The organism is Albidovulum litorale, assembly GCF_025751495.1.
GTDB lineage: Bacteria > Pseudomonadota > Alphaproteobacteria > Rhodobacterales > Rhodobacteraceae > Albidovulum > Albidovulum litorale.
In genome coordinates this window covers 1-21,175 of the sequence record NZ_JAOWKZ010000002.1, presented here as the reverse complement: position 1 = coordinate 21,175, position 21,175 = coordinate 1, and the positions used below count along the sequence as shown (strand labels likewise).

The window sequence follows — 21,175 nt, the reverse complement described above, 5'->3', positions numbered from 1 at the left end:
CCGGCACCAATGACCGGGGCGTGAGGCAGGATAAAGGTGAGACAGGTGGTTGCTTGTCCGGGGCAGTGCGTCCATCGCACTCTGATAGCTGTCGCGTTCGCACTCGTCTGCGTATTCGCACCGGTGCTTGCCATCGCGGCACCCTATGCCGATTTCGTCATCGACGCCCGGACGGGCGAGGTCCTGCATCAGGACAACGCCGACACGCGGTTGCATCCGGCCTCGCTGACCAAGATGATGACGCTTTACATTGCCTTCGAGGCGATCGAGCGGGGTGAAATCACACTCGACAGCAAGGTCACGATCTCCAAACATGCCGCTTCGCAGCCGCCGTCGAAGCTGGGGCTGCGCCCCGGTCAGACCATTGCGCTGCGCTACCTGATCCGGGCTGCTGCGATCAAATCGGCGAACGATGCCGCGACTGCGATCGGCGAGGCGATTGAAGGGTCGGAGCCTGCTTTCGCCAAGCGCATGAACCGGACGGCCAAGGCACTGGGCATGACTCGGACCACCTTCGTCAACGCGAACGGCCTGACCGCCAAGGGGCACTTGTCGACCGCACGCGACATGACGACGCTCGGGCGCCACGTCTTCTACGACTTCCCACAGTATTATAACCTCTTCTCCCGCACGACGGCTGATGCCGGGGTGGCGCGTGTTGCGCATACCAACCGCCGGTTCCTCGCAGCCTACAAGGGCGCGGACGGGATCAAGACCGGATATACGGCGGCGGCTGGTTTTAACCTGACCGCCTCGGCGCAGCGCGGCAACAAGCGCATCATCGCCACGGTTTTCGGCGGCAAGTCCACCGCGACGCGCAACGCCCGGGTGGCCGAGCTTATGGATCTCGGTTTCGGCAAGGCGCCGAACCGGGTCGCCGTGCAGAAACCCGCGCGTCCCGTCTATGTCGCCGAGGTCGAGGAGAAGGACGATGAGGCCGCGCGCATTCTGGCAGAGGCGGTGACCGGCTCGACGACGATGCCGGCGGGCAAGGTCATCCGCCTGAACACCGCCGTGAAAGTCAGCCCGCGCCCGAAGCCGCGCCCGACGCCCGCCGCAGCCCCGGCACCGGAAGACGTTCTGATCGCAATGCAGGGCGCGATCGAAACGGTTGTTGCCGAGGTACAACCGGCCTCGACCGCTGCGGCGCGGCCTGAACCGAAGCCCGAGGCCTTGGCTGAGGCTGTGCCGACGGAAACGGATGCGGCGACAGCGGCGGTTGAGGTTGCTGCCGGCACCGAGGCTGAGGCCGAAACCGAACTGGCCGCTGCGCAGGAGCCCGCCGAACCGGCCTTTGTGCAGTCGACCAAACCGCAGCCCGAAACCCTGGCCGCTGTCGATCCGACCGTTGCGTCTGCGCCTGAGGCTGAGGCCACGCCTGCCGAGGATGATGACGCGATCGCCATGGCCCTCGCCATGGCTGTGGCCGCCGCACCCCTGACCGAAGCGGAACCCGCTCCGACCGTCGAGGCTGAACCCGTCCCTGCGACCGAAACTGTGCTCGTCGAGGCGGTCCCGGCCGCAGAAGCGGCTGAGCCGACCTTGCTGCAGCCAACTGTTTCAGAGAACGGCACGGCACAATCGACCGAACCGCAACCCGAACAGGTCGTGCTCGCCTCGCTTGCGGCGGAAGAGCCGGAGACCGAGGAGCCGCTGGAGGTTGTCACCCGTGTCTCCACCTCAGGCGGGCGTCAGTGGTCGATCAATGTCGGCCATTTCTCGTCGCGCTATAATGCCGAGCGCCAGCTGCTCCAGACCGCGCTGATCGAGACCAACACGCTTGAGGAAAGCCTGCGCAAGGTGGTCGCCCGCCGTGGTGGGTATGACGCCAATTTCGTCGGCATGACCGAGGAAATGGCTGCGCTCGCCTGCCGCCGGTTGCAGGCGCGGCAGACCGAATGCACGGTGGTCGGTCCCTGAGAAGGATCAAGGCTTGGGGTGGTCGTCCCAGTCGTCGCCGAGGATGCGATGCGCGTCGCCATCCGGGTCGTCATATTGCCGGTGTCTTAGCGTCCAGAGGAAGGCAACCAGCCCAACCCCGCCGAGAAACAGCGAGACCGGGATCAGGAGCGCGAGCATTTCCATCTATGGGTCCTACTTCAGCCTGAGCGCGTTGAGCGACACGGTGATCGAGGATGTGGACATTGCGAGTGCCGCGATCAAGGGCGTGGCGAAACCCAGAAGTGCGACCGGCACGGCGATGGCGTTATAGGCAAGCGACAGGGCGAAGTTCTGCTTGATCCGGGTCCGGGTCTGACCGGCGATGCGGATCGCGTCCGACAGGGGCGAAAGGTCCTGCCCCAGCAGCACGATGTCCGACGCCACGCGCGCGGCGTCCAGCGCCGTCGCGGGCGAGATCGAGACATGTGCCGAGGCGAGGGCGGCGGTGTCGTTCAATCCGTCGCCTACCATCAAAACCCGCGCGCCCTCCTCGTGCAGCGACGCGACACGCGCCGCTTTCTCTTCGGGGCGCTGGCTGGACCGCCACTCGTCGATGCCAAGGTCGCGCCCGAGGCGCGCGACTGGCACCTCGGTATCCCCCGAAAGCAGGATCACCCGCTTGCCCGCCGCCTTTAGGGCGGCGATGGCCTCTGCCGCGCCGGGGCGGGGGCGGTCAGTGAAGGTGAAGGCGCGGGCGGGGCCGGTGCCTGTGGCGAGATAGGTCGCGGTGCCTTCGGCGGCTTTCGCGCCCACCCATTCGGCACGGCCGAGCCGGACGATCTTCCCGTTCAGCCGCCCTTCGATCCCGTAGCCCGGAACCTCGCGGATGTCGGTGACCGCAGCAGGGGTGATCCCCATTTCGCCAAGTGTCCGGCTCAGGGCCCCGGCCAGCGGATGGGCGGAGGCGGCGGCGAGCGCGGCGGCGGTTTCCAGATCGGCACGGGGACGGGCGGCGAGGTCGATGGGTTCGGGCGTGCCCATGGTCAGCGTGCCGGTCTTGTCGAAGACGACCGTATCCACCTCGGCCAGACGTTCCAGCGCGGTGCCGTCCTTGATCAGGAGTCCCTTGCGAAAAAGCTTGCCCGAGGCCGAGGTCACAACCGCAGGTACCGCGAGGGCGAGCGCACAGGGGCAGGTAATGATAAGCACTGCCGCAGCGATGTTGACCGCAAGGCGCAGATCGCCGGTCAGGTAGAGCCAGGTCGAGAAGGCCGCGAGGGCCATGATATGCACGACCGGCGAATAGGCGCGGGCCATCCGGTCGGCGAGCGAAGTGTAGCGGGTCTTCGCACTTTCGGCGACGGCGACCAGATCCGCCATCCGGTGGAGCGACGTGTCCCGCCCCGCAGCGGTTACCCGCAAGGTCAGGGGACCCGTCAGGTTGACCTCACCGGCACTGACCGCGCTACCCTCACCCGCGCGAACGGGCAGAGTTTCCCCTGTTAGCAGCGAGCGGTCGATCTCGGACGCGCCCTCGGTCACGATGCCGTCTACGGGCATTCGCGCGCCGGGTTTCACCCGCACCAGATCACCGACCGACAGTTCGGCGATGGGCACGGTCGTTTCCACCCCGCCCGCGATCCGGACCGCACGCGGCACTTCGAGTGCGGCCAATTCCTCGGCTGCCGACCGTGCTGCGGCGCGTGAACGGTAATCGAGATAGCGGCCTGCGAGCAGGAAGAAACAAAGCGAGACGGCGGCGTCGAAATACGCGTGATGGCCACCCGCGAAGGTTTCGTAGAGCGAAATCGAGGAGGCAAGGATCAGCGCGAGTGAGATCGGCACATCCATCCCCAGCCTGCGCGCCTTCAGGGATGCAAAGGCCGACGCGAAGAAGGGCTGACCGGAAAAGGCCAGAACCGGCAGCGCGATGGCCGCCGATATCCAGTGGAAGAGATCACGCGTCGCGGCCTCGGCCCCTGACCAGACGGCCACGGACAGAAGCATGATGTTCATCATCGCGAAGCCGGCGACGCCGAGCCGCATCAGCAGATCGCGCCCGGCGCGGTCGGTTTCTGTCGTCGACAGCAGGCCCGGGTCAAGCTCATGCGCCGGATAGCCGATGGTCTTCAGCGCCGCGATCATCGTGTCCGCCGTCACGCCGGGGGCGGCAGCGACCGAGACGCGTTTCTGTGTAAGGTTCACCCGCGCGGAGCGTACCCCCGGGATCGTGGAGAGCGTGCGCTCGACATCGGAAATGCAGACGGCGCAATGGGCGGTCGGCAGCGACAGGACAAGCCCCGCCTCCTTCGCGGCCCGGCGTTCGGCTACCGCCTCAGCCGCAGGCGCCGCGACACAGGCGGGGCAGGCCGATACCGATGGCGCGCCCGCTGACATCAGCCTGCCACGAAAAGGTCAAGGCGCTGATGGAACCGGGTTCCGTCGGCGGCAAAGGCTTCGAGAAGGATCATCCACTTACCGGGGCCCAGATCGGCGGCGGTGACATAGTCGCCGTTTTGCCATGCGAAAACTGGCACCAGATCACTGGCCGCCTCCGTCGTACGCCCGATCGTGGCAGACAGTTTCTCCACCTTCACCGGCAAACCGGCCGTATCGCGGAAGGACAGGCGCAGTTCGCCGCCCTCGTAGTTCTCGGTCAGGGTCCAGCCCAAGGCCTCTTGTGCGGCGCGTTCGGCATCGAATATCTGCGACGCGACATAGGAGTTCTTGACCTCAAGTCCGGGAAAGGTCCGGACCGCCTGAACCGCCATGACCACATTGACGCCGATGATCACGGCAAAGGCCGAAACAGTGATTGCGAGAACCTTGCGGCCCGTCAGTTCGCTCTTCATCTCACTGGCCCTTTCCGTTGAAGACCGTATCGGCAGAAACCCTGTCGTTGCCGACAGTATCGCTGATCCAGAGCCGGATGTCGCTACGTTCCGTTGTCGCGCCCGACGTGCCTGCCGGTGCCGTTATGTATAGCCGCTGGGTGAGCGTTGCATCGGCCGGCACGATCACCTCCAGTGTCTCGCTCCCTTCCAGCGCCAGCTTCAGACGCGCGTCCGAACTGATCGAGATCCGGAATGGCCGGTCGTCAGGATGCTTGTTGCGCAACCGCAGGGTATAGGTGTTGCGGATCGATCCGTCCGAGAGCGTGACGAAAAGCGGGTTGCGTTCGGGCGTGACGTTCACGTCGATGGGCGAGCGGATGAAAAGCGCGACGATCATCGCGACGCCCACGAGCGACCAGAGCGTCGTGTAAAGGATCGTCCGGGGGCGGAAGATGTGCTTCCAGACATTCTTCGGATGCCCGCCCGCGCGTTCGGCAGTCTCGTCCTTCAAAGCCATGTAGCCGATCAGGCCGCGCGGCTTGCCGATGCGGTCCATCACCTCGTCGCAGGCGTCGATGCACAGCGCACAGGTGATGCATTCCAGTTGCTGGCCCTCGCGGATGTCGATGCCCATCGGGCAGACATTGACGCAGGCCATGCAGTCGATGCAATCGCCCTGCTGGGCGTCGGCCTCAGCCGCCTTCAGCTTGCCGCGCGGTTCTCCCCGCCAGTCGCGATAGGCGACGACCAGCGTATCCTCGTCCATCATCGCGGCCTGAATGCGCGGCCATGGACAGGCATATATGCAGATCTGTTCGCGGGCGAAGCCGCCGAAGAAAAAGGTGGTGAAGGTCAGGATCGCCATCGTCGTGTAGGCGATGGGATGGGCGTTGCCGGTCACCAGATCGACCGCAAGGGTCGGCGCGTCGGTGAAATAAAAAATCCAAGCTCCGCCGGTCGCGAGGCCGATCAGAAGCCAGATGAACCACTTCGTCAGCCTGAGCCGCCACTTGCGGACATCCCACTTAGCATTCCAGAGGCGCACACGCGCGTTGCGGTCGCCCTCCACCCAGCGTTCGACAAGGATGTAGAGGTCGGTCCAGACGGTCTGCGGGCAGGCATAGCCGCACCAGACCCGGCCGAGCGCCGAGGTGAAGAGGAAAAGGCCGAGCCCCGCCATGATCAGCAAACCGGCGATGAAATAGAACTCGTCTGGCCAGATCTCGATCATGAAGAAGAAGAATCGCCGGTTGGCCATGTCGACCAGCACGGCCTGGTCAGGCAGGTTTGGACCCCGGTCCCAGCGAATCCATGGCGTCAGGTAGTAGATGCCGAGGGTAACGGCCATGATCCACCATTTCAGATTGCGAAATGGTCCGCTAACCCGGCGGGGAAAGACCGGTTCACGCGCGGCATAGAGCTTCGGCGGGTCCTGAATCTCATTCATGATCGTGAATATCCGACTGTTCGCGCGCCGCTTATTGCAGGGCAGGCTCGCCCCAACCTTGACCCAGATCAAGTGTCGTTGTGGTCGGCGGAGCAGCAAACGCGTCAATCCGCGCGAATTTGCCCCGAATTGACGGCGTCATTCCTATTCGATGCCCAATTTGGTTTGAATCGGCGGCGCTCCGGTCTATGTCCTGTCGGGAAGTGAATTCGTGAGCGGCTTATGAAACTGGAAAAAGGACGGGGCTTCACAAGGATCATCGGAGTGGTCGGGGTTGCATTCCTGTTGTTCATGTTAGGCTTGTTTCTGGGCGTCCAGTCGTTGCCACCAGCAAAACAACTTAAAAACGTGATCGACTCCACCGGGCAGATCAAGTCACTTGCCGTCGCTGCTTTTAAATCACGGCCTGATCAGCATCTCAGCCGACGCTGGTATCCCGAGGACGGGGTCACCATCGCGGATCCTGCCAGGATGGAGCCGGGCGTCACATTTATCTCCGGTCTTTTCGGCCAGCGTCTCGGGTTTAGGCTGTTTGGGGCGGACGGGCAGTTACTTTACGATTGGCCCATCGACTTCTTCAAGATCGCGCCCGAGAAAATGGAGCACCGCTACCACGCGCTGATTCACGGTGCGTTGCTTTTCCCTGACGGAGATGTTGTCGCCAATCTGGACGGCCGCGGTATGGTCCGGTTCGACGCCTGCGGGCGCGTAAAGTGGATGAACGAAGACCGGACACATCATTCCATCTTCGCCGATGAGAGCGGTGTACTCTGGGCCCCGACCGGGGTCGTTGAGTACGACAAACCCACTTTGGCTAATGTCATATTCCGTGTCGACCGCATTGCCTCCTTCGACCCGGAAACCGGGGCCAAACTGTCCGAAATTGACCTCGTCGAAGCGATTGAAAAGTCCGACAGGATCGGCCTGATCCAGGACATGTACCGGCTGAAGGATGACGTCGTGCATCTGAACGATATCGAGGTTCTGAGCGCTGCGATCGCGTCTGCTTTTCCGACGTTCAACGCGGGCGACATCCTCGTGTCCTTGCGTAATCTCAAACAACTTTGGGTCCTCGACGGGTCCACGCATGAGATCAAGTGGATTTCGGCGGGTCCGACTATTGGCCAGCACGACCCCAATTTCGAACCTGACGGCACCATCTCCGTATTGGATAATCGACCGCTTTCGTCGATCAACGCTCCCGACGGCTATCCCGGCGTCCATGGTGGCAGCCGCATCCTTGCCATCGACCCGGCGGACGGAACGCACAGAACGCTGTACCGCGGCGACGCGCAGAACACGTTCTACACGCCCTATCGTGGCAAGTTTCAGCGCCTGGCGAATGGCAACCTTCTGATCGCCGAAACCGATGCCGGGCGGGCATTCGAAGTGACCCCTGCGGGCGATGTTGTCTGGTCTTATGTCAACGGCTGGGATGCGGAGAATGTGGGCTGGGTCCTCGATATCGGCCGCTATCCTGCAGATTACGGCGATTTTGCAGGAAAATCTTGCAATTAACCCTTGCCGGTTAGGGCCCTCCGGCGCTCAAATGAACGAGGAAAAACCGCGGCAGCCAGCGCGGGTGTCGCGAGGGGGAGCGCGACCATGTCCGAAAAACGTCAGGCACGGAAGTCCGAAGAATTCTCCGCCGCCGAAATCGGTGCACTTGCCCATCTTTACCGGGCCGAGGTCTATCGTTCGACCGTCTGGCGAACGCGGCTGGATACGACGACGAACTGGTCGGTCGTTACCTTGGGAGTGGCCTTGTCGATCACCTTTTCCGCGCCAACGGCCTCACCGGTTCCCCTATTGCTGGTCGGTGTCCTGATCATGCTCTTTCTGGCGCTGGAGGCCCGGCGCTACCGCTATTTCAACGTCTTCCGAGCAAGATCACGCTGGATGGAGCGGTTCTTCTACGTCGCCATGCTGCGCGATGGAGACCTGCACACTGAGGATGACTGGCCCGATGTTCTGGCCGATGACTATTACGCGCCGCGTTATCATGTGACCTTCATGGTCGCCATCGCGCGGCGGGTCAGGCACAACTACCTGTGGATCCTGCTTATTCAGGCGATGGCTTACATCGGCAAGCTGATCGTGCATCCTTTCCCGGTCTCATCGCTCGAAAATTTCATCCACCGTGCCCGGATCGGGCCGCTGGTGCCGGGTGAGGCGGTTCTGGTGATCGGTGCGCTTTATATCGCCAGTTGGGTGGCGCTTGCCATCTGGGTCGGCCGCCGCGACGCGCGCCGTGCGGATGAACGGGGTGGTCTGCCGACCATGGGCTGAGTGCGGTTCGCGACCTACTTATCCGCCTAATCCGCGTCAAGTGGTCGGTTCGCTTTGAACACCAGTCAGTCGACCGTAACATTGGCCTCGCCCTTCAACAGATGCTTTGACGAAAAACCGCTTGCGGCGTCGAATTTTCGACAGCTGCTGCCCCTGAAGCGGCGAACATTGGAGGTGTGGACGATCCGGGGAGGGACGGGATGAAATTCCAGTTGGCGATCAATATGGAGCGGATGGACGCATCGCTCGACATGAAGGACGTGGCGCGCCACACGCTGGAGATGGTGCAGATGGCCGACGGGGGCGGCTTCAACATCGTCTGGGCGGCGGAACACCACGCGCTGGAAATGACCATCGCGCCGAACCCGTTCTCGATCCTCGCCTGGTGGGCTGAGAACACCGACCGCATCCGCCTTGGCACGGCCGTGGCCGTGGCCGCCTACTGGCATCCGATCAAGCTGGCGGGTGAGGCCGGGTTCCTCGATCTCATCTCGGGCGGGCGGCTGGAATTCGGCATCGGCTCGGGCGCGTATCAGCGCGAATTCGACCGCATGGCGCCTGGGCTGAAGCAGTCGGACGCCTGGCGTTACATGCAGGAGATGCTGCCCTGCGTCCGAGAACTCTGGAAAGGTGACTACGAACACAACGGCGAATTCTGGTCCTTCCCGACCGCCACCGCCGTGCCGAAACCGGTGCAGAAGGAGGTGCCGGTCTGGGTCGCCGCCCGCGCGCCGATCACCTATGACTACGCCGTGCGCGAAGGCTGCAACATCATGTCCTGGCCCCTGACCCGCGGCATGGATGAGGCCGAGACCTATATGGGCCGCCTGAACGAGGCGATGGCGGCCCATCCCGGCGCCAGACGCCCGGTCATGGCGATGATGCGCCACACCGCGCTCTATGACCGGAAAGAGGACTGGATGGTCCCGGTCCGAGCCGCCCAGCGTCAGCTTGGCCAGTTCGAGAACCTCTTCAAGAATCTCGGCGACGTGAAGGACGGGTTCCCGAAACAGATCCCCTTCGAAGACCTCGGCAACCGCGCCGAATACGATCCGAAGATGCTGCACGACAACCTGATGTTCGGCACGCCGGACGAGGTCATCGCCAAGCTGAAGCAATATGAGGCGATCGGCGTGGATGAGTTCATCTACTATGCCAGCCTCGGCCTCGGCCTGCCGGAACAGAAGCGCTCGCTGGAGCTGTTCATCAACGAAGTCATCCCCGCATTCTCGTAAGGAAACCCCATGTCTCATGTTGAAACCACCCGCAGGGGGCGGGTGCTGGAAGTCACGCTGAACAAGCCCAAGGTCAATGCCATCGATATCGAGATGAGCCGCGATATGGGCCGGGCCTTTGCCGAACTGCGCGACGATCCTGACCTTTGGTGCGCGATCCTGACCGGGGCGGGGGAAAAGATCTTTTCCGCAGGCTGGGACCTGAAGGCGCTGAACAAGGGCGAGATGGAGCTGGATAACTGGTGGGAGGAGGATTACGGCGACGGCGGCTTTGCCGGGCTGACCGAGAACTGGACGCTGAACAAGCCCGTGATCTGCGCGCTGAACGGTCTTGCCATCGGCGGGGGGTTTGAGATCGCGCTCGCCTGCGACCTGATCATCGCCGCCGAGCATGTCGAGTTTGGCTTGCCCGAAATGCCCCTTGGCATCGTCCCCGATGCCGGTGCCCTGCAACGCCTGCCCCGCCGCATCCCCCACAATATCGCGATGGAGATGTTCCTGCTGGGCCGCAGGATGAAGGCCAGTGAGGCCGCGCATTACGGGCTGATCAACAAGGTCGTGCCGAAGGACCAGTTGATGGACGCTGCCCGCGCATGGGCCGACCAGATCGCATGGTCCGCACCCTTGGCAATGCAGTCCGTCAAAGAGGTGCAGCGCGAGATCGAGTGCAAGCCGCTTGAAGCGGCCTTCGCCCATATGCGGGAAGGCGAGCTGCCGACCTACCGCAAGATGCTGACCTCAGAGGACGCGAAGGAAGGCGTGGCGGCCTTCGTCGAACGGCGCGATCCCGTTTTCAAGGGGAAATAGATGTATCCCGATCCTTCCATTGTGACCCGCGTTACCACGCTCGGCGCCGGGCCCATCGGCGGCGGCTGGGCCGCGCATTTCCTTGCGCGCGGTTATGACGTCACCGCCTATATCCATTCCGAGGCCGAGCGTGCCGCGCTCATGGCCGTGATCGACACCGGCTGGATCAGCCTAGAGGCTTTGGGTCTGGTCGAAGGCGCATCGCGTGACCGGCTGACGGTGACCACCGATCTGGACGCAGCCGTCCGCAACGCTCAGTTCATTCAGGAAAGCGCGCCCGAGCGGCTTGAGTTGAAACAGGCGCTCTACAAGCGACTGGGGGAGGTCGCGCCGAAGGATTGCGTCATCGCCTCATCCACCTCCGGCCTGATGATGACGGATATCCAGAAGGATTGCCCGACGCCCGAACGCACCGTCATCGGCCATCCCTTCAACCCGCCCTATCTGCTGCCATTGGTTGAGATCATCGGTGGCAAGAGAACCGATCCGGCGGCAGTTCAATGGGCGGCAAAGTTCTATGAGGTCGCGGGCAAGGCGCCCCTGATCATGAAAAAGGAAATCCCCGGCTTCGTCGCGACGCGGCTGCAAGAGGCGCTATGGCGCGAGGCGCTGCACATGGTCGCAAATGGCGAGGCGACACCCGAAGATATCGACAATGCCCTGATGAACGGTCCGGCCCCTCGTATGGCGGTGCAGGGCCAGTGCATGGCCTTCCACGTCGCCTGCGGCGAGGGCGGCATGGCCACCAATCTTGACCAGTTCGGCCCGGCGCTGAAATGGCCCTGGACCCGGCTGGAAGCGCCGGAACTGACGCAGGACCTGCGCGATCGCATGGTGGACGGGTGCAATGAAATCGCCGCTGGTCGGCATTTTGAGGAGATGGCGGCCCAGCGCGATCGCGAGATCGTTGCTGTCCTGAATGCGATAAGGACGGCGCGGGAATAGGACACACAGAGCGGAATTGCGAGGAATTGCTCAGCGGGTTTCGGAGAGGGCTTTCGCCGTCAGTTCGGAAAGAGACCGCTTCTGCCGCCCGTCCGCATCGAAGTTCTCCGGGGCGAGCCAGCTTAGGTAGGCCCGCTTCAGGGCAGGCCATTCACGATCGATGATCGAGAACCACGCCGTGTCGCGGTTCCGGCCCTTGATGATGAGATGCTGTCGGAACAGGCCCTCGAAGGTGAAGCCAAACCGCTTGGCCGCGATCTTCGAAGGTTCATTGGCGTTGTCGCATTTCCATTCGAACCGGCGATAGCCGAGACCCTCAAATACATGACGCATGAACAGGTACAGTGCCTCGGTCGCCTTGGCGCTGCGCGCCATGGCCGGACCCCAGTAGATGTGACCGATCTCAGCCGAACCATGCACCGCATCGACCCGCATCAGGGCTTGCCGCCCGACGGCCTTTCCCGTTGCCTTGTCGATGACCGCGAAGAACATCGGATCTTCGGTGGTCTCGACCCGTTCCGCCCATTCGCGAATGATTGCGGGATCGTCCGGTGGGGCATCCGGCAGGTAGCGGTATTTCTGATCCCGATCGGGAACATGACCTGCTTCGAAAAGGTCATCTGCGTGGGCGGTGGCTGACAGCGGCTCCAGTCGAACAAGGGTGCCGTCTAAGACGCGTTTACGGGCTTGGGGGAAACCTGTTTTCAACATCTGGCGCTTTGCCTTTTACAACTTTTCCCGACGGTTCAGTTCTGCCGCTGCGAATTTGAACATCTTCCGCGACCAGTGTTCAGATTTTTGGTCGATCTCAGCAATACCGGTATCATGAAAAAGCCGGGGGAATTACCCCCCGGCTATCCCGCTCAGTTGCGCGTGACGTTTACTTCTGCAGCTCGGTCCAGATGGCCGCATAGTATTCCTGCGCCTTGGGCGAACAGGTCGGAAGGAACTGCCCGGCCGCCTTCAGATCGTCCGCCACGACGATTTCAGGCGCCGTCTTCATGTCTTCGGGCATGAAAGCATCGGAACCGGCGATACCGTTCGCGTAACGCGCAAAGGACGAGATCAACGCTGCGTTTTCAGGATCTGCGATGAAGTTCAGGAACTGATGCGCCTCATCGACGTTCTGCGCGTCAGAGAGCAGCATCACTTGGTCCATCCAAAGCGGATAACCTTCCTTCGGGTAGCCATAGACGACATCGGGGTTCTGCAGACGCGCCCGGAAGATCGCGCCATTCCAGTAGACCGAGGCCACCACGTCATTCGCGGCCATCTTTTCGGTCATGCCGTAATCCATCGAAAGCCATTTCGGCTTGGCTTCCATAAGGGCATCGCGGGCTTTCTTCAGAACTTCTGTATCTTCGGTGCAAGGCTCGCCGCCGACATACCAAAGGGCGAGCGACATGACGTCGTTCATCTCGGGCGTCACGTTGACCTTGCCGACAAGCTCTTCGGGCGGGTCCATGAAGATCGCCGATGTGTTGATGTCGCCGCTATAGGCGGTCTTGTTCACCGCGACACCGGTTGACCCCCACTGCCACGGAACGGAATACTTACGACCCGGATCATAGGGCGATTCCAGCCATTGCTGGTCGATGTTCGCATGGTTCGGGATCTTCGAAAGATCGAGTTCCTGGACGAGCCCTTTCTCGATGAAAATCGGCACCCAGCTGTTGGACGGTACGACGAGGTCGAAGCCGTGACCGCCCGCCTCAATCTTGGCCAGCGCGGTGTCGTTGCTGTCGTAGTCGGTGATCGTTACCTTGATACCGGTTTGTTCCTCGAACTTCTTGATCATGTCCGGGCTGGTATAGTCCCCCCAGTTGAACAACTGCAGCTCGCCTTCCGCGCAGGCCAAAGTTGTGCTGGCCAGCAGGATGCCGACGGCAGAGAGTACTTTCTTCATTATATTTTCCTCCTTGTTGGTCTTGGTCTTACTCCCGTTTCCGCGTGAGCAAGAAAAATGCCGTCAACAGAACAACGGTCAGCAGCAGAAGCAGGGTCGAGATCGCATTGACCTCGGCCGAAACCGACCGCCGGATCTTTGCCAGCATGTAGGTCGGCAGGGTATCCTGACCTGCCGATTTCACGAAGAGGGTAATGACGACGTCATCGAGCGAGGTCACGAACGCCAGCATCAGCCCGGCAATGATGCCCGGCATCAGAAGGGGCAGCGTGACGAACCGGAATGTCTGCCAATGCGTCGCGTAAAGGTCGGCTGCGGCGGTTTCAAGAGTCGTGTCCATTCCTTCAAGCCGCGCCCGGATGGGCAGGTAGGCAAACGGGATGCAGAACGCCGTATGCGCCGCGATGAGGTAGGCGAGCCCCTGATAGCCGGTCGCAACTTTGATCGAAGCAAAGAAAATCAGAAGCGCGACGGCGGTCACGATCTCGGGCACCATCAGCGGTTGGTTGATCATCAGGTAGATGAACGTCTGCCCGCGGGTTTTCCGACGGCGCGTCGTGCCGAGGGCTGCCAATGTCGCCACGGTCGTCGCGATTAGCGCGGCAATCGTCGCAACGGTCAGCGAACGCATCGTCACCTCACGAACCTGTTCGTTGTTCCATGCGATCGGGTACCATCTGAACGAAAAGCCCTCCCAGATCGCGATGCTGTCGCCGACGTTGAAGGAATAGGCAACGAGTATGACAATCGGAGCATAGAGCGCGCAGAAAACCAGTATCGCGACCGTGGCGAAGCCGGGAATACGGGATGCGGAGAAGTCGCGCCTAGCCATGGGGTGCATCCCTGTTCGCGGCGCGGACGTAGAACATGAGCGCAATCGCCACGATCATGAGCAGCAGAACGGAAAGTGCGGCGCCAAGCGGCCAGTTGCGGCCCTGCCCGAACTGAAGCTCGATGAAGTTACCGATCATCATGTTGCGGCCGCCGCCAAGGATACGGGGCGTCACATAGGCCCCGAGCGCAGGGATAAAGACCAGGATCGAACCGGCGATGATGCCGGGCTTCACGATCGGCAGGATGACCCGGCGTAGCACCTGCAATCTTGACGCGTAAAGATCGTAGGCGGCCTCGATCAGCCGCATGTCGAACCGGTCGATCGCGGCAAAGAGCGGCAGCACCATAAGTGGCAGGTAAACATAGGTCATGCCAAGGAAGACCGCGAAATCCGAATAGATGATCAGGATCGGTTCATCGATCACACCGAGATACAGCAGGAAGGTATTCAGCATGCCTTCGTTGCGGATGATCTGATTGATCGCGAAGGTCCGGATCAAGAGGTTGGTCCAGAACGGAATGGTGATCAGGAAGAGAAGCGCGGTACGCGCCCGCGCCGATCGCGTGGCGATGAACCAGGCTGTCGGGAACCCGACGATAAAGGTGAATATCGTGGTGATCAGCGACAGCTTCACCGAGCGCCAGAAGATCGTCAGGTGCGCGTCGGCGAGATGGTAGGTACCGTCAAAGATGTCGCGTGTCAGGACCGTGCTGACCCATGCGCCGGTCGAGAACTCCCATACCACATTGCCGTATTTGCCGGGTTCGAGGAAAGAATAGACCAGCATGATCAAAAGCGGGCCTGCCGCTGCAAGCGTCAGGATGATCAGCGCCGGCGCAGACAGAAGCCAGGTGTTGCGGGCGTCGCGTCGTGCTTCTTTCGTTTCGCCCGTACTCATGGCATCAATCCTCGAGAACCTGGACCGCGCCGGGCGCGAAAGCCACACCTACCTCTGTGCCGGGCGGCGGCACTTCGCCGCCGGTCGCCTCGTTCTGATGACGGGCGATGATCTCCGTGCCATCTGCCAAGAGTAGTTGGATGTGGCTGTCAGTGCCGAAATACACGGACTCGCCGACCTTCGCCGTCAATGGAACGTCCCCACTGACCGGAACGATCCGGACATGTTCGGGCCGCACTGCAAGCGTGTGCGCACCTTCAGGGGATGCCGGATCGACCGGTATGGATACGTTGCGCACGATCGTCGCCTTGGCGTTTCGTACCTCCGCGGGGATCAGGTTCGTTTCACCGATGAAGTCCGCGACGAAACGGTTTACCGGGTGGTTGTAGATTTCCCGCGGCGCACCGATCTGAAGCAGGCTACCTTTGCTCATCACACCGATCCGGTCGGACATCGTCAGCGCCTCTTCCTGATCGTGGGTGACGAAGATGAATGTGATGCCAAGCTCGTGCTGAAGCCGCTTGAGTTCGGACTGCATCTCCTTTCTCAGCTTGAGGTCCAGCGCCGAAAGCGGTTCGTCCAGAAGCAGCACCTCGGGTGATGGCGCAAGCGCACGGGCAAGGGCCACACGCTGCTGCTGACCGCCCGAAAGCTGTTGCGGTTTGCGGTCGGCGAGGTCTTCCAGACGGACGAGCGATAGTGCCCGCTTCACCTTGTCTGTGATTTCGGACGCGGCGACGCCTTGCATCTGAAGACCGAAACCCACGTTCTGACGCACAGTCAGATGCGGAAACAGCGCATAGCTCTGAAACACGGTATTTACCGGCCGAAGGTTCGGCGGCGCATCGGTGATGTCGTTGCCATTGAGCAGGATTTGCCCGGAGGACGGTGTCTCGAACCCGGCGATTAATCTCAGGAGCGTCGTCTTCCCGCAGCCGGACGGTCCGAGCAAGGTGAAAAACTCACCCTTGCGGATGGCAATTGAGACATCGTTCAGGGCCACGACCGTTTGCTGGCCAGTTCTAAACACTTTACGCGCTGCGCGCGCCTCGATCACCGCGTCCGCCGGCACCTGCTCCCCCCAATTCTTGCGAGCACGATGGACGAAGGTGCCGTGAATAAGCAAGAAATTTATTAGAACGGGTGTCTTTGCGTCATGGCGCCCGTTGCCATTTGGTCAAGTAAGAAAATCAGAAACAACATCAGTTGGTCGAGTGACGAGCGGCACCTCGAACGTGTTCTGGCGAAGCCGCACGGCCAGTGTTCCGTCAGACTGAAGTCATTGACCTTACCGTACTTAAGAGGTGTCCGTGGTCCGGGTTTTCGGGCTTTGGAGGCGTTTGTAACGGAGGCAATGGTTTGGTCTCTGTTTGGGCTCAGGCTCCAGACTCATTGTTTTTCAGATTACGAATCCCTGAACCAGACGACAGCCTGCCCACAATGGCATCCCGATCAAGCAGGCCCGCGCCAACCATCACGGTGACGATGAGCGCCAGCTACACCACTCCAAGGGACAGCATCTCAGCGCGTCCTGTCCCTAACCATGTTGGGGGAAAGCCGAGTATGATCGAAGCGGTTGGAACGCGTGCATGTTCCGTGATGTGAGCCTTCAAAGCAACTGCACGGATATAGCGAAAATTAAAGACGCCGCTTTCGCGGCGCCTTTCCGAAATGATCAGCCGACGACGTTGAAGTCAGGCCCATAGGGATATTTGGTGATATCCTCGTTACCGCCCTCGGTGATGACGAGGATGTCGTGCTCACGGTAACCGCCTGCGCCGGGCTGGCCTTCGGGAATGGTCAGCATGGGTTCCATCGAGATCACCATGCCGGGTTCCAGCACGGTGTCGATATCCTCGCGCAGTTCCAGCCCGGCTTCGCGGCCATAGTAGTGGCTGAGTACACCGAAGGAATGGCCGTAGCCGAAGGTGCGGTATTGCAGAAGCTGGCGTTCCTCGAAGAAGTCGTTGATCTTCGCGGTGACCTCGGCGCAGGACACGCCGGGTTTCAGGAGGCTCATCCCGTATTCATGGGCGGCGACGTTTGCTTCCCAGATCTTCAGGGAGGCCGCATCCACCTCGCGCACGAACATCGTGCGTTCGAGCGCGGTGTAGTAGCCCGAGATCATCGGGAAGGTGTTGAGGCTGAGGATATCGCCGATCTGGCATTCGCGCGAGGTGACCGGGTTGTGGGCGCCGTCGGTGTTGATGCCCGACTGGAACCAGACCCAGGTGTCGCGGTATTCGGCATCGGGGAAGCGCTTCGCAATCTCCATTTCCATCGCATCACGGCCCGCCATGGCCACGTCGATCTCGCGCGCGCCGACCTTGACCGCGTCGCGGATCGCATAGCCGCCGACATCGGCGACATTGGCGCCATGCTTGATCAGCGCAATTTCGGCGGCCGATTTGTGCATGCGCTGCTTCATCGTCGCGGGGGCGATGTCGACCGTCTTCGACGGCGAGAGGAAGGATTTGAGCTTGTCGGACTGAAGAAGCGTCAGGTGATCCGCCTCATAGCCGATCACCTTGCCGGCACCGGTCACCGACAGGATCGCGCGCCAGTAGTTGTCGCGCTGCCAGTCGGTATAGGTGATGTTGTCGCCATGGCTGCGCCGCCAGGGCTGGGCCGCGTCGATACCCGCCGAGATCGTCACATCCTCGGTCGCGGTCACGACGAGGGCATAGGGCCGCCCGAAGGAGCAGTAGAGGAAACCCGAATAGTAGGCGATGTTGTGCATCGAGGTGAGCACGACCGCATCGACGCCCTGGGCGTCCATGATCGCGCGCAACCCTCCAAGCCGCTGATCATATTCCGACGCGGCGAAGGGCAGGACCTTGGTGCCCTGATGAAACCGGTATTGCTGGGGACGTTCCGTCATTCGTTCAGACCTCACATGTTGGGGTCCGGCCAGTGGCACGGGAACCCCGAAAGGTCCCGGCGTACAGGACTGCGGCGGATTTCTCCGCAAGCGGCGGGGCATCTTGCCCCTGCGGCGACGCCATCGCCACGGGCTCGGGCGCTGTCTAGCGCATCGCACGCCGTGGGGGCTAGTCCAAAAACGACCCTTGCTGGTGTCGCCTGTTGGACACCGTCCTGGTACTTGGCTTTGACGAAGCAGATGAAATCATCCGCCTGAAGAGCTAACTGTAAGGAAGCCGGGGGCGCTGCCCCCGGACCCCCGGAGTATTTCAGGACAGAAAGTGAGGCTTTGATGAGGGTGGTCAATCTTGCGGAGAAGCTCGCCATGTTCGACACGCACTGGGACCCTAAGGTTGTGGCCGGATACAACGGCAATGACATCATGGTTGTGAAGTTTCAGGGGGAGTTCCCGTTCCATGACCATCCCTATACCGACGATTTCTTTCTGGTCATCGAAGGCGAGGTCATGCTGGATGTCGGTGATGACACGCATGTGCTTAAGGCGGGGGAATTGTTCGTAGTGCCGAAAGGCGTCCGGCACCGGCCGCGCGCCGAGCAGGAGGCGAAGGTCATGCTGATCGAACCGCAGGGCACGCCGAATACCGGCGATGCGGCGACGGCTGCGGCCAAGGCGCATATCTGATGCGCCCGGGGCTGCGAAATCTGATCACCGATGTCGCCGGCGTGAACGTCGGCAATGCCGAGGATCACCGTCTGCGCTCGGGCGCGACGGCTCTGGTGGGCGACCGCCCCTTCGTCGCCGGGGTCCATGTCATGGGTGGCGCGCCGGGCACGCGGGAGACTGATCTTCTGGCGCCCGACCGGTTGGTGGCCGAGGTAGATGCGCTGGTCCTGTCGGGCGGTTCGGCCTTTGGCCTCGACGCCTGTTCCGGTGTTGCCGACGGGCTCCGCGCGGCGGGGCGGGGATTTGCTGTCGGCGATCAAAAGGTGCCCATCGTGCCGGGGGCGATCCTTTTCGATCTTCTCAACGGCGGCGACAAAGGCTGGGCGGAGAACCCCTATCGCGCGCTCGGTCGCGCGGCCTTCGATGCGGCTGATGTGACGTTCGGGATAGGCACGGCAGGGGCCGGGACCGGCGCCACGACCCATGACCTGAAAGGCGGGCTTGGTTCGGCGTCGGCCGTGCTGGAGAGCGGCATCACCGTGGGGGCACTGGTAGCCGTCAACGCCATCGGTTCGGTGACCGCAGGCACCGGCCCTCACTTTTGGGCGGCACCTTCGGAAATCGGTGCGGAGTTCGGCGGTTTAGGCCCTGCCGTGGCGCACGATCCGGCAGCGGAACCGGCTCTGTCGAAACGACAAGGCGAGGCCACGACCATCGCCATCGTCGCGACCGATGCGGCGCTCGACAAGGCGCAGGCGACGCGGATGGCCATTGCCGCCCATGACGGGCTGGCCCGCGCCATCGTACCGGCCCATACGCCTTTCGACGGTGATCTGGTCTTCGCCGCCGCGACCGGGGCGAGGCCCCTGACCGATCCTCATGCCGATGCGTTCCTGATCGGCCACGCCGCCGCCTGCTGCCTTGCCCGCGCCATTGCCCGTGCGATCTATGAGGCCAATGCACGGCCGGGCGACCGCGTCCCGACCTGGCAAAAGCGCTTCGGCAATGGCTGAAGACCCGCTTTACCACGATGCGCGATTGGCCCGCTTCTATGACCTCGACGTGGGCTGGGGCGCGGATCGTGACTGTTGTCTGAACCTCGCGCGGGACGTCGGATCAGTGCTTGATCTCGGCTGCGGGACCGGGGCGCTGGCCGTGCGCATCGGGGCGGAGACGCGGGCAGAGGTCACCGCGCTCGACCCGGCTGCGGCGATGCTCGATATCGCAAGGGCCAAACCCGGGGCGGAGCGGGTCAACTGGGTGCAGGGCGATGCACGGTCGGTTGATCTTGGGCGCTGCTACGACCTGATCCTGATGACCGGCCATGCTTTTCAGGTCTTCCTGACCGCCGAAGACCGCGCCCGATGCCTTGCCACCATCGCCCGCCACCTTGCCCCTTCTGGCCGGTTCATCTTCGACAGCCGCAACCCGGCGGTGAGGGAATGGGAGGAGTGGCGTCCCGATCTATCGCGGCGCCAGTTGGACGCCCCCGAACTTGGTCGGATCGAGGCATGGAACGATGTGCATTGGGTGTCCGTCGTCAGAGTTTTCCGGACATCTTGGGCTGTTTAGTAACGGAGGCTCGCTCTGATCGCACTCTCCCACACCTCGTATCATAAAAAAGCCAGACGCAGACTTCTGGCCATTTAGGCCCTCATTCGTGGCGCCGTGGCGGTCTGCGCAAACGCACCCTCTACGCAAGTCGCTGAAAGCGCGCGACTATCCGAGGTCAACCTCGCACCGTCTCGATTTACAGAACTGGGTGGCTGGGGCGGTAGGATTCCCTCCCCACCGTTGGAAAAAATCGAGAACCGCCAGAGACCGCTAAAACTGGGGCACTATCTGGGGCATTCTGGGTGGCGCTGGGCTTGCTTTACTGCTGCACCCTGCTGCCCTGCTACCACTGGTCCCAGACTGCCACCTAGGGCCACTCTCTGGGCCGCTGGTGGACGGCGGAGTGGTCTGGATGGGGGAGGCTATGGTGAGGAGGAGTGGTCGTCTAGGGGCGGCTAGGTGGGGCGGTGTGGGGGCGGTGAATGTCTGGACTGCGGACAGAACCGCCCATTGCATGTTAAGGTGGCTCGACATGCCGACTAAGGAGTGGAACCCATGCCTCTGATCGACATTCACGTTTTGGAGGGCGTCTTCTCCGAAAAGGAAAAGGCGCAGCTGATAAGTGAGACGGCCAAAGCCTTCGGAACAGTGGCTGGCAAAACGATGCAAGACAACACGTCTGTCCGAGTTCACGAGGTAAGGAGCGGGCATTGGGGCGGGGCTGACGGTGTTTGGACAACCGAAAGTGCTCTGGAGTTGAAGACCAAAGGTTAGCCCAGTACGCACAGGGCTCGGAGCGGACGCTAGGCCAAAACTGCTCAATGGCCCCTATGCGGGACAAAGCCGACATCTGAGAAAATTTTCGGAAGATTGTTCAGTCCCGATTATCCTCGCGTTGTGTGACGGCCCTTCTCTGCCTTGCATGGCAGGTGACAAGCTTGATGAGTTCTATCATGATCAGACCTTCAATTTGCCTATGGAATTGAAAGATGCTGAT

The 21,175-nt window shown here is 61.9% G+C and carries 20 protein-coding genes; 10 read left to right on the top strand and 10 right to left on the bottom strand.

Annotation, left to right across the window (positions count from 1 at the left end; all coding sequences use genetic code 11):
* Positions 1 to 36: 36 nt before the first annotated feature.
* Positions 37 to 1,920 (top strand): D-alanyl-D-alanine carboxypeptidase family protein, encoded by a 1,884-nt coding sequence (locus OEZ71_RS05910; RefSeq protein WP_412175610.1) that lies wholly within the window; start codon positions 37 to 39, stop codon positions 1,918 to 1,920.
* 6 nt (positions 1,921 to 1,926) lie between these two features.
* Here the strand turns inward: OEZ71_RS05910 and ccoS are convergent, their stop codons facing one another.
* The 4 genes from ccoS to ccoG are packed head-to-tail and all read right to left on the bottom strand — an operon-like array spanning position 1,927 to position 6,162.
* Positions 1,927 to 2,085: a cbb3-type cytochrome oxidase assembly protein CcoS gene (ccoS, locus tag OEZ71_RS05905; RefSeq protein ID WP_263739032.1), complete on the bottom strand. Its 159-nt coding sequence runs from the start codon at positions 2,083 to 2,085 to the stop codon at positions 1,927 to 1,929.
* Between the two features lie 9 nt (positions 2,086 to 2,094).
* Complete coding sequence (locus OEZ71_RS05900; protein ID WP_263739031.1) at positions 2,095 to 4,278, bottom strand: heavy metal translocating P-type ATPase; 2,184 nt, start codon at positions 4,276 to 4,278, stop codon at positions 2,095 to 2,097.
* Positions 4,278 to 4,733, bottom strand: a complete 456-nt coding sequence (locus OEZ71_RS05895; protein WP_263739030.1) for a FixH family protein — start codon at positions 4,731 to 4,733, stop codon at positions 4,278 to 4,280. The genes OEZ71_RS05900 and OEZ71_RS05895 overlap by 1 nt, the downstream gene beginning before the upstream one ends.
* A 1-nt stretch (position 4,734) precedes the next feature.
* On the bottom strand, positions 4,735 to 6,162 hold the full coding sequence (gene ccoG, locus OEZ71_RS05890) for a cytochrome c oxidase accessory protein CcoG (RefSeq protein WP_263739029.1): 1,428 nt from the start codon (positions 6,160 to 6,162) through the stop codon (positions 4,735 to 4,737).
* A gap of 348 nt (positions 6,163 to 6,510) precedes the next feature.
* On the opposite strand from ccoG, the gene OEZ71_RS05885 reads away from it, so the two are divergent.
* The 5 genes from OEZ71_RS05885 (at position 6,511) to OEZ71_RS05865 (ending at position 11,438) form a co-directional block, all read left to right on the top strand.
* Positions 6,511 to 7,680, top strand: a complete 1,170-nt coding sequence (locus tag OEZ71_RS05885) for an arylsulfotransferase family protein (protein ID WP_263739028.1) — start codon at positions 6,511 to 6,513, stop codon at positions 7,678 to 7,680.
* Between the two features lie 87 nt (positions 7,681 to 7,767).
* Positions 7,768 to 8,451: a DUF2270 domain-containing protein gene (locus OEZ71_RS05880; protein WP_263739027.1), complete on the top strand. Its 684-nt coding sequence runs from the start codon at positions 7,768 to 7,770 to the stop codon at positions 8,449 to 8,451.
* Positions 8,452 to 8,651: 200 nt separating this feature from the next.
* Positions 8,652 to 9,686 (top strand): LLM class flavin-dependent oxidoreductase, encoded by a 1,035-nt coding sequence (locus OEZ71_RS05875; RefSeq protein ID WP_263739026.1) that lies wholly within the window; start codon positions 8,652 to 8,654, stop codon positions 9,684 to 9,686.
* A 9-nt stretch (positions 9,687 to 9,695) separates the two neighbouring features.
* Entirely contained in the window at positions 9,696 to 10,493 is a 798-nt protein-coding gene (locus OEZ71_RS05870) for a carnitinyl-CoA dehydratase (RefSeq protein WP_263739025.1), read from the top strand.
* Positions 10,494 to 11,438, top strand: a complete 945-nt coding sequence (locus OEZ71_RS05865) for a 3-hydroxyacyl-CoA dehydrogenase NAD-binding domain-containing protein (protein WP_263739024.1) — start codon at positions 10,494 to 10,496, stop codon at positions 11,436 to 11,438. It abuts the gene before it with no gap.
* Positions 11,439 to 11,468: 30 nt separating this feature from the next.
* Here the strand turns inward: OEZ71_RS05865 and OEZ71_RS05860 are convergent, their stop codons facing one another.
* The 6 genes from OEZ71_RS05860 to OEZ71_RS05835 all read right to left on the bottom strand — a co-directional run bounded on the left by OEZ71_RS05860 (position 11,469) and on the right by OEZ71_RS05835 (position 17,958).
* Positions 11,469 to 12,149: a GNAT family N-acetyltransferase gene (locus tag OEZ71_RS05860; RefSeq protein WP_263739023.1), complete on the bottom strand. Its 681-nt coding sequence runs from the start codon at positions 12,147 to 12,149 to the stop codon at positions 11,469 to 11,471.
* A 169-nt stretch (positions 12,150 to 12,318) separates the two neighbouring features.
* Positions 12,319 to 13,344 (bottom strand): extracellular solute-binding protein, encoded by a 1,026-nt coding sequence (locus tag OEZ71_RS05855; protein WP_263739022.1) that lies wholly within the window; start codon positions 13,342 to 13,344, stop codon positions 12,319 to 12,321.
* Positions 13,345 to 13,372: 28 nt separating this feature from the next.
* Entirely contained in the window at positions 13,373 to 14,176 is an 804-nt protein-coding gene (locus OEZ71_RS05850; RefSeq protein WP_263739021.1) for an ABC transporter permease, read from the bottom strand.
* Positions 14,169 to 15,077, bottom strand: coding sequence for an ABC transporter permease (locus tag OEZ71_RS05845; RefSeq protein ID WP_263739020.1), 909 nt, complete (start codon positions 15,075 to 15,077; stop codon positions 14,169 to 14,171). The genes OEZ71_RS05850 and OEZ71_RS05845 overlap by 8 nt, the downstream gene beginning before the upstream one ends.
* Before the next feature lie 4 nt (positions 15,078 to 15,081).
* Positions 15,082 to 16,149: an ABC transporter ATP-binding protein gene (locus tag OEZ71_RS05840; RefSeq protein ID WP_318527807.1), complete on the bottom strand. Its 1,068-nt coding sequence runs from the start codon at positions 16,147 to 16,149 to the stop codon at positions 15,082 to 15,084.
* A gap of 603 nt (positions 16,150 to 16,752) precedes the next feature.
* Positions 16,753 to 17,958 carry an aminopeptidase P family protein gene (locus OEZ71_RS05835; protein WP_263739019.1) on the bottom strand — a complete coding sequence of 402 codons (1,206 nt, stop codon included), beginning with the start codon at positions 17,956 to 17,958 and terminating at the stop codon, positions 16,753 to 16,755.
* A gap of 333 nt (positions 17,959 to 18,291) precedes the next feature.
* Between OEZ71_RS05835 and OEZ71_RS05830 the strand changes: the two genes are divergently transcribed.
* From OEZ71_RS05830 to OEZ71_RS05815, 4 genes are all read left to right on the top strand, one after another.
* Complete coding sequence (locus OEZ71_RS05830; RefSeq protein WP_263739018.1) at positions 18,292 to 18,642, top strand: cupin domain-containing protein; 351 nt, start codon at positions 18,292 to 18,294, stop codon at positions 18,640 to 18,642.
* The gene (locus tag OEZ71_RS05825; RefSeq protein WP_263739017.1) at positions 18,642 to 19,637 is read left to right on the top strand and encodes a P1 family peptidase; all 996 of its coding nucleotides are present in this window, start codon (positions 18,642 to 18,644) and stop codon (positions 19,635 to 19,637) included. Before OEZ71_RS05830 ends, OEZ71_RS05825 begins: the two co-directional genes overlap by 1 nt.
* Positions 19,630 to 20,196 (top strand): class I SAM-dependent methyltransferase, encoded by a 567-nt coding sequence (locus OEZ71_RS05820; RefSeq protein ID WP_263739016.1) that lies wholly within the window; start codon positions 19,630 to 19,632, stop codon positions 20,194 to 20,196. Before OEZ71_RS05825 ends, OEZ71_RS05820 begins: the two co-directional genes overlap by 8 nt.
* A 537-nt stretch (positions 20,197 to 20,733) precedes the next feature.
* Positions 20,734 to 20,952 carry a tautomerase family protein gene (locus OEZ71_RS05815; protein ID WP_263739015.1) on the top strand — a complete coding sequence of 73 codons (219 nt, stop codon included), beginning with the start codon at positions 20,734 to 20,736 and terminating at the stop codon, positions 20,950 to 20,952.
* The last annotated feature ends 223 nt before the right edge of the window (positions 20,953 to 21,175 follow it).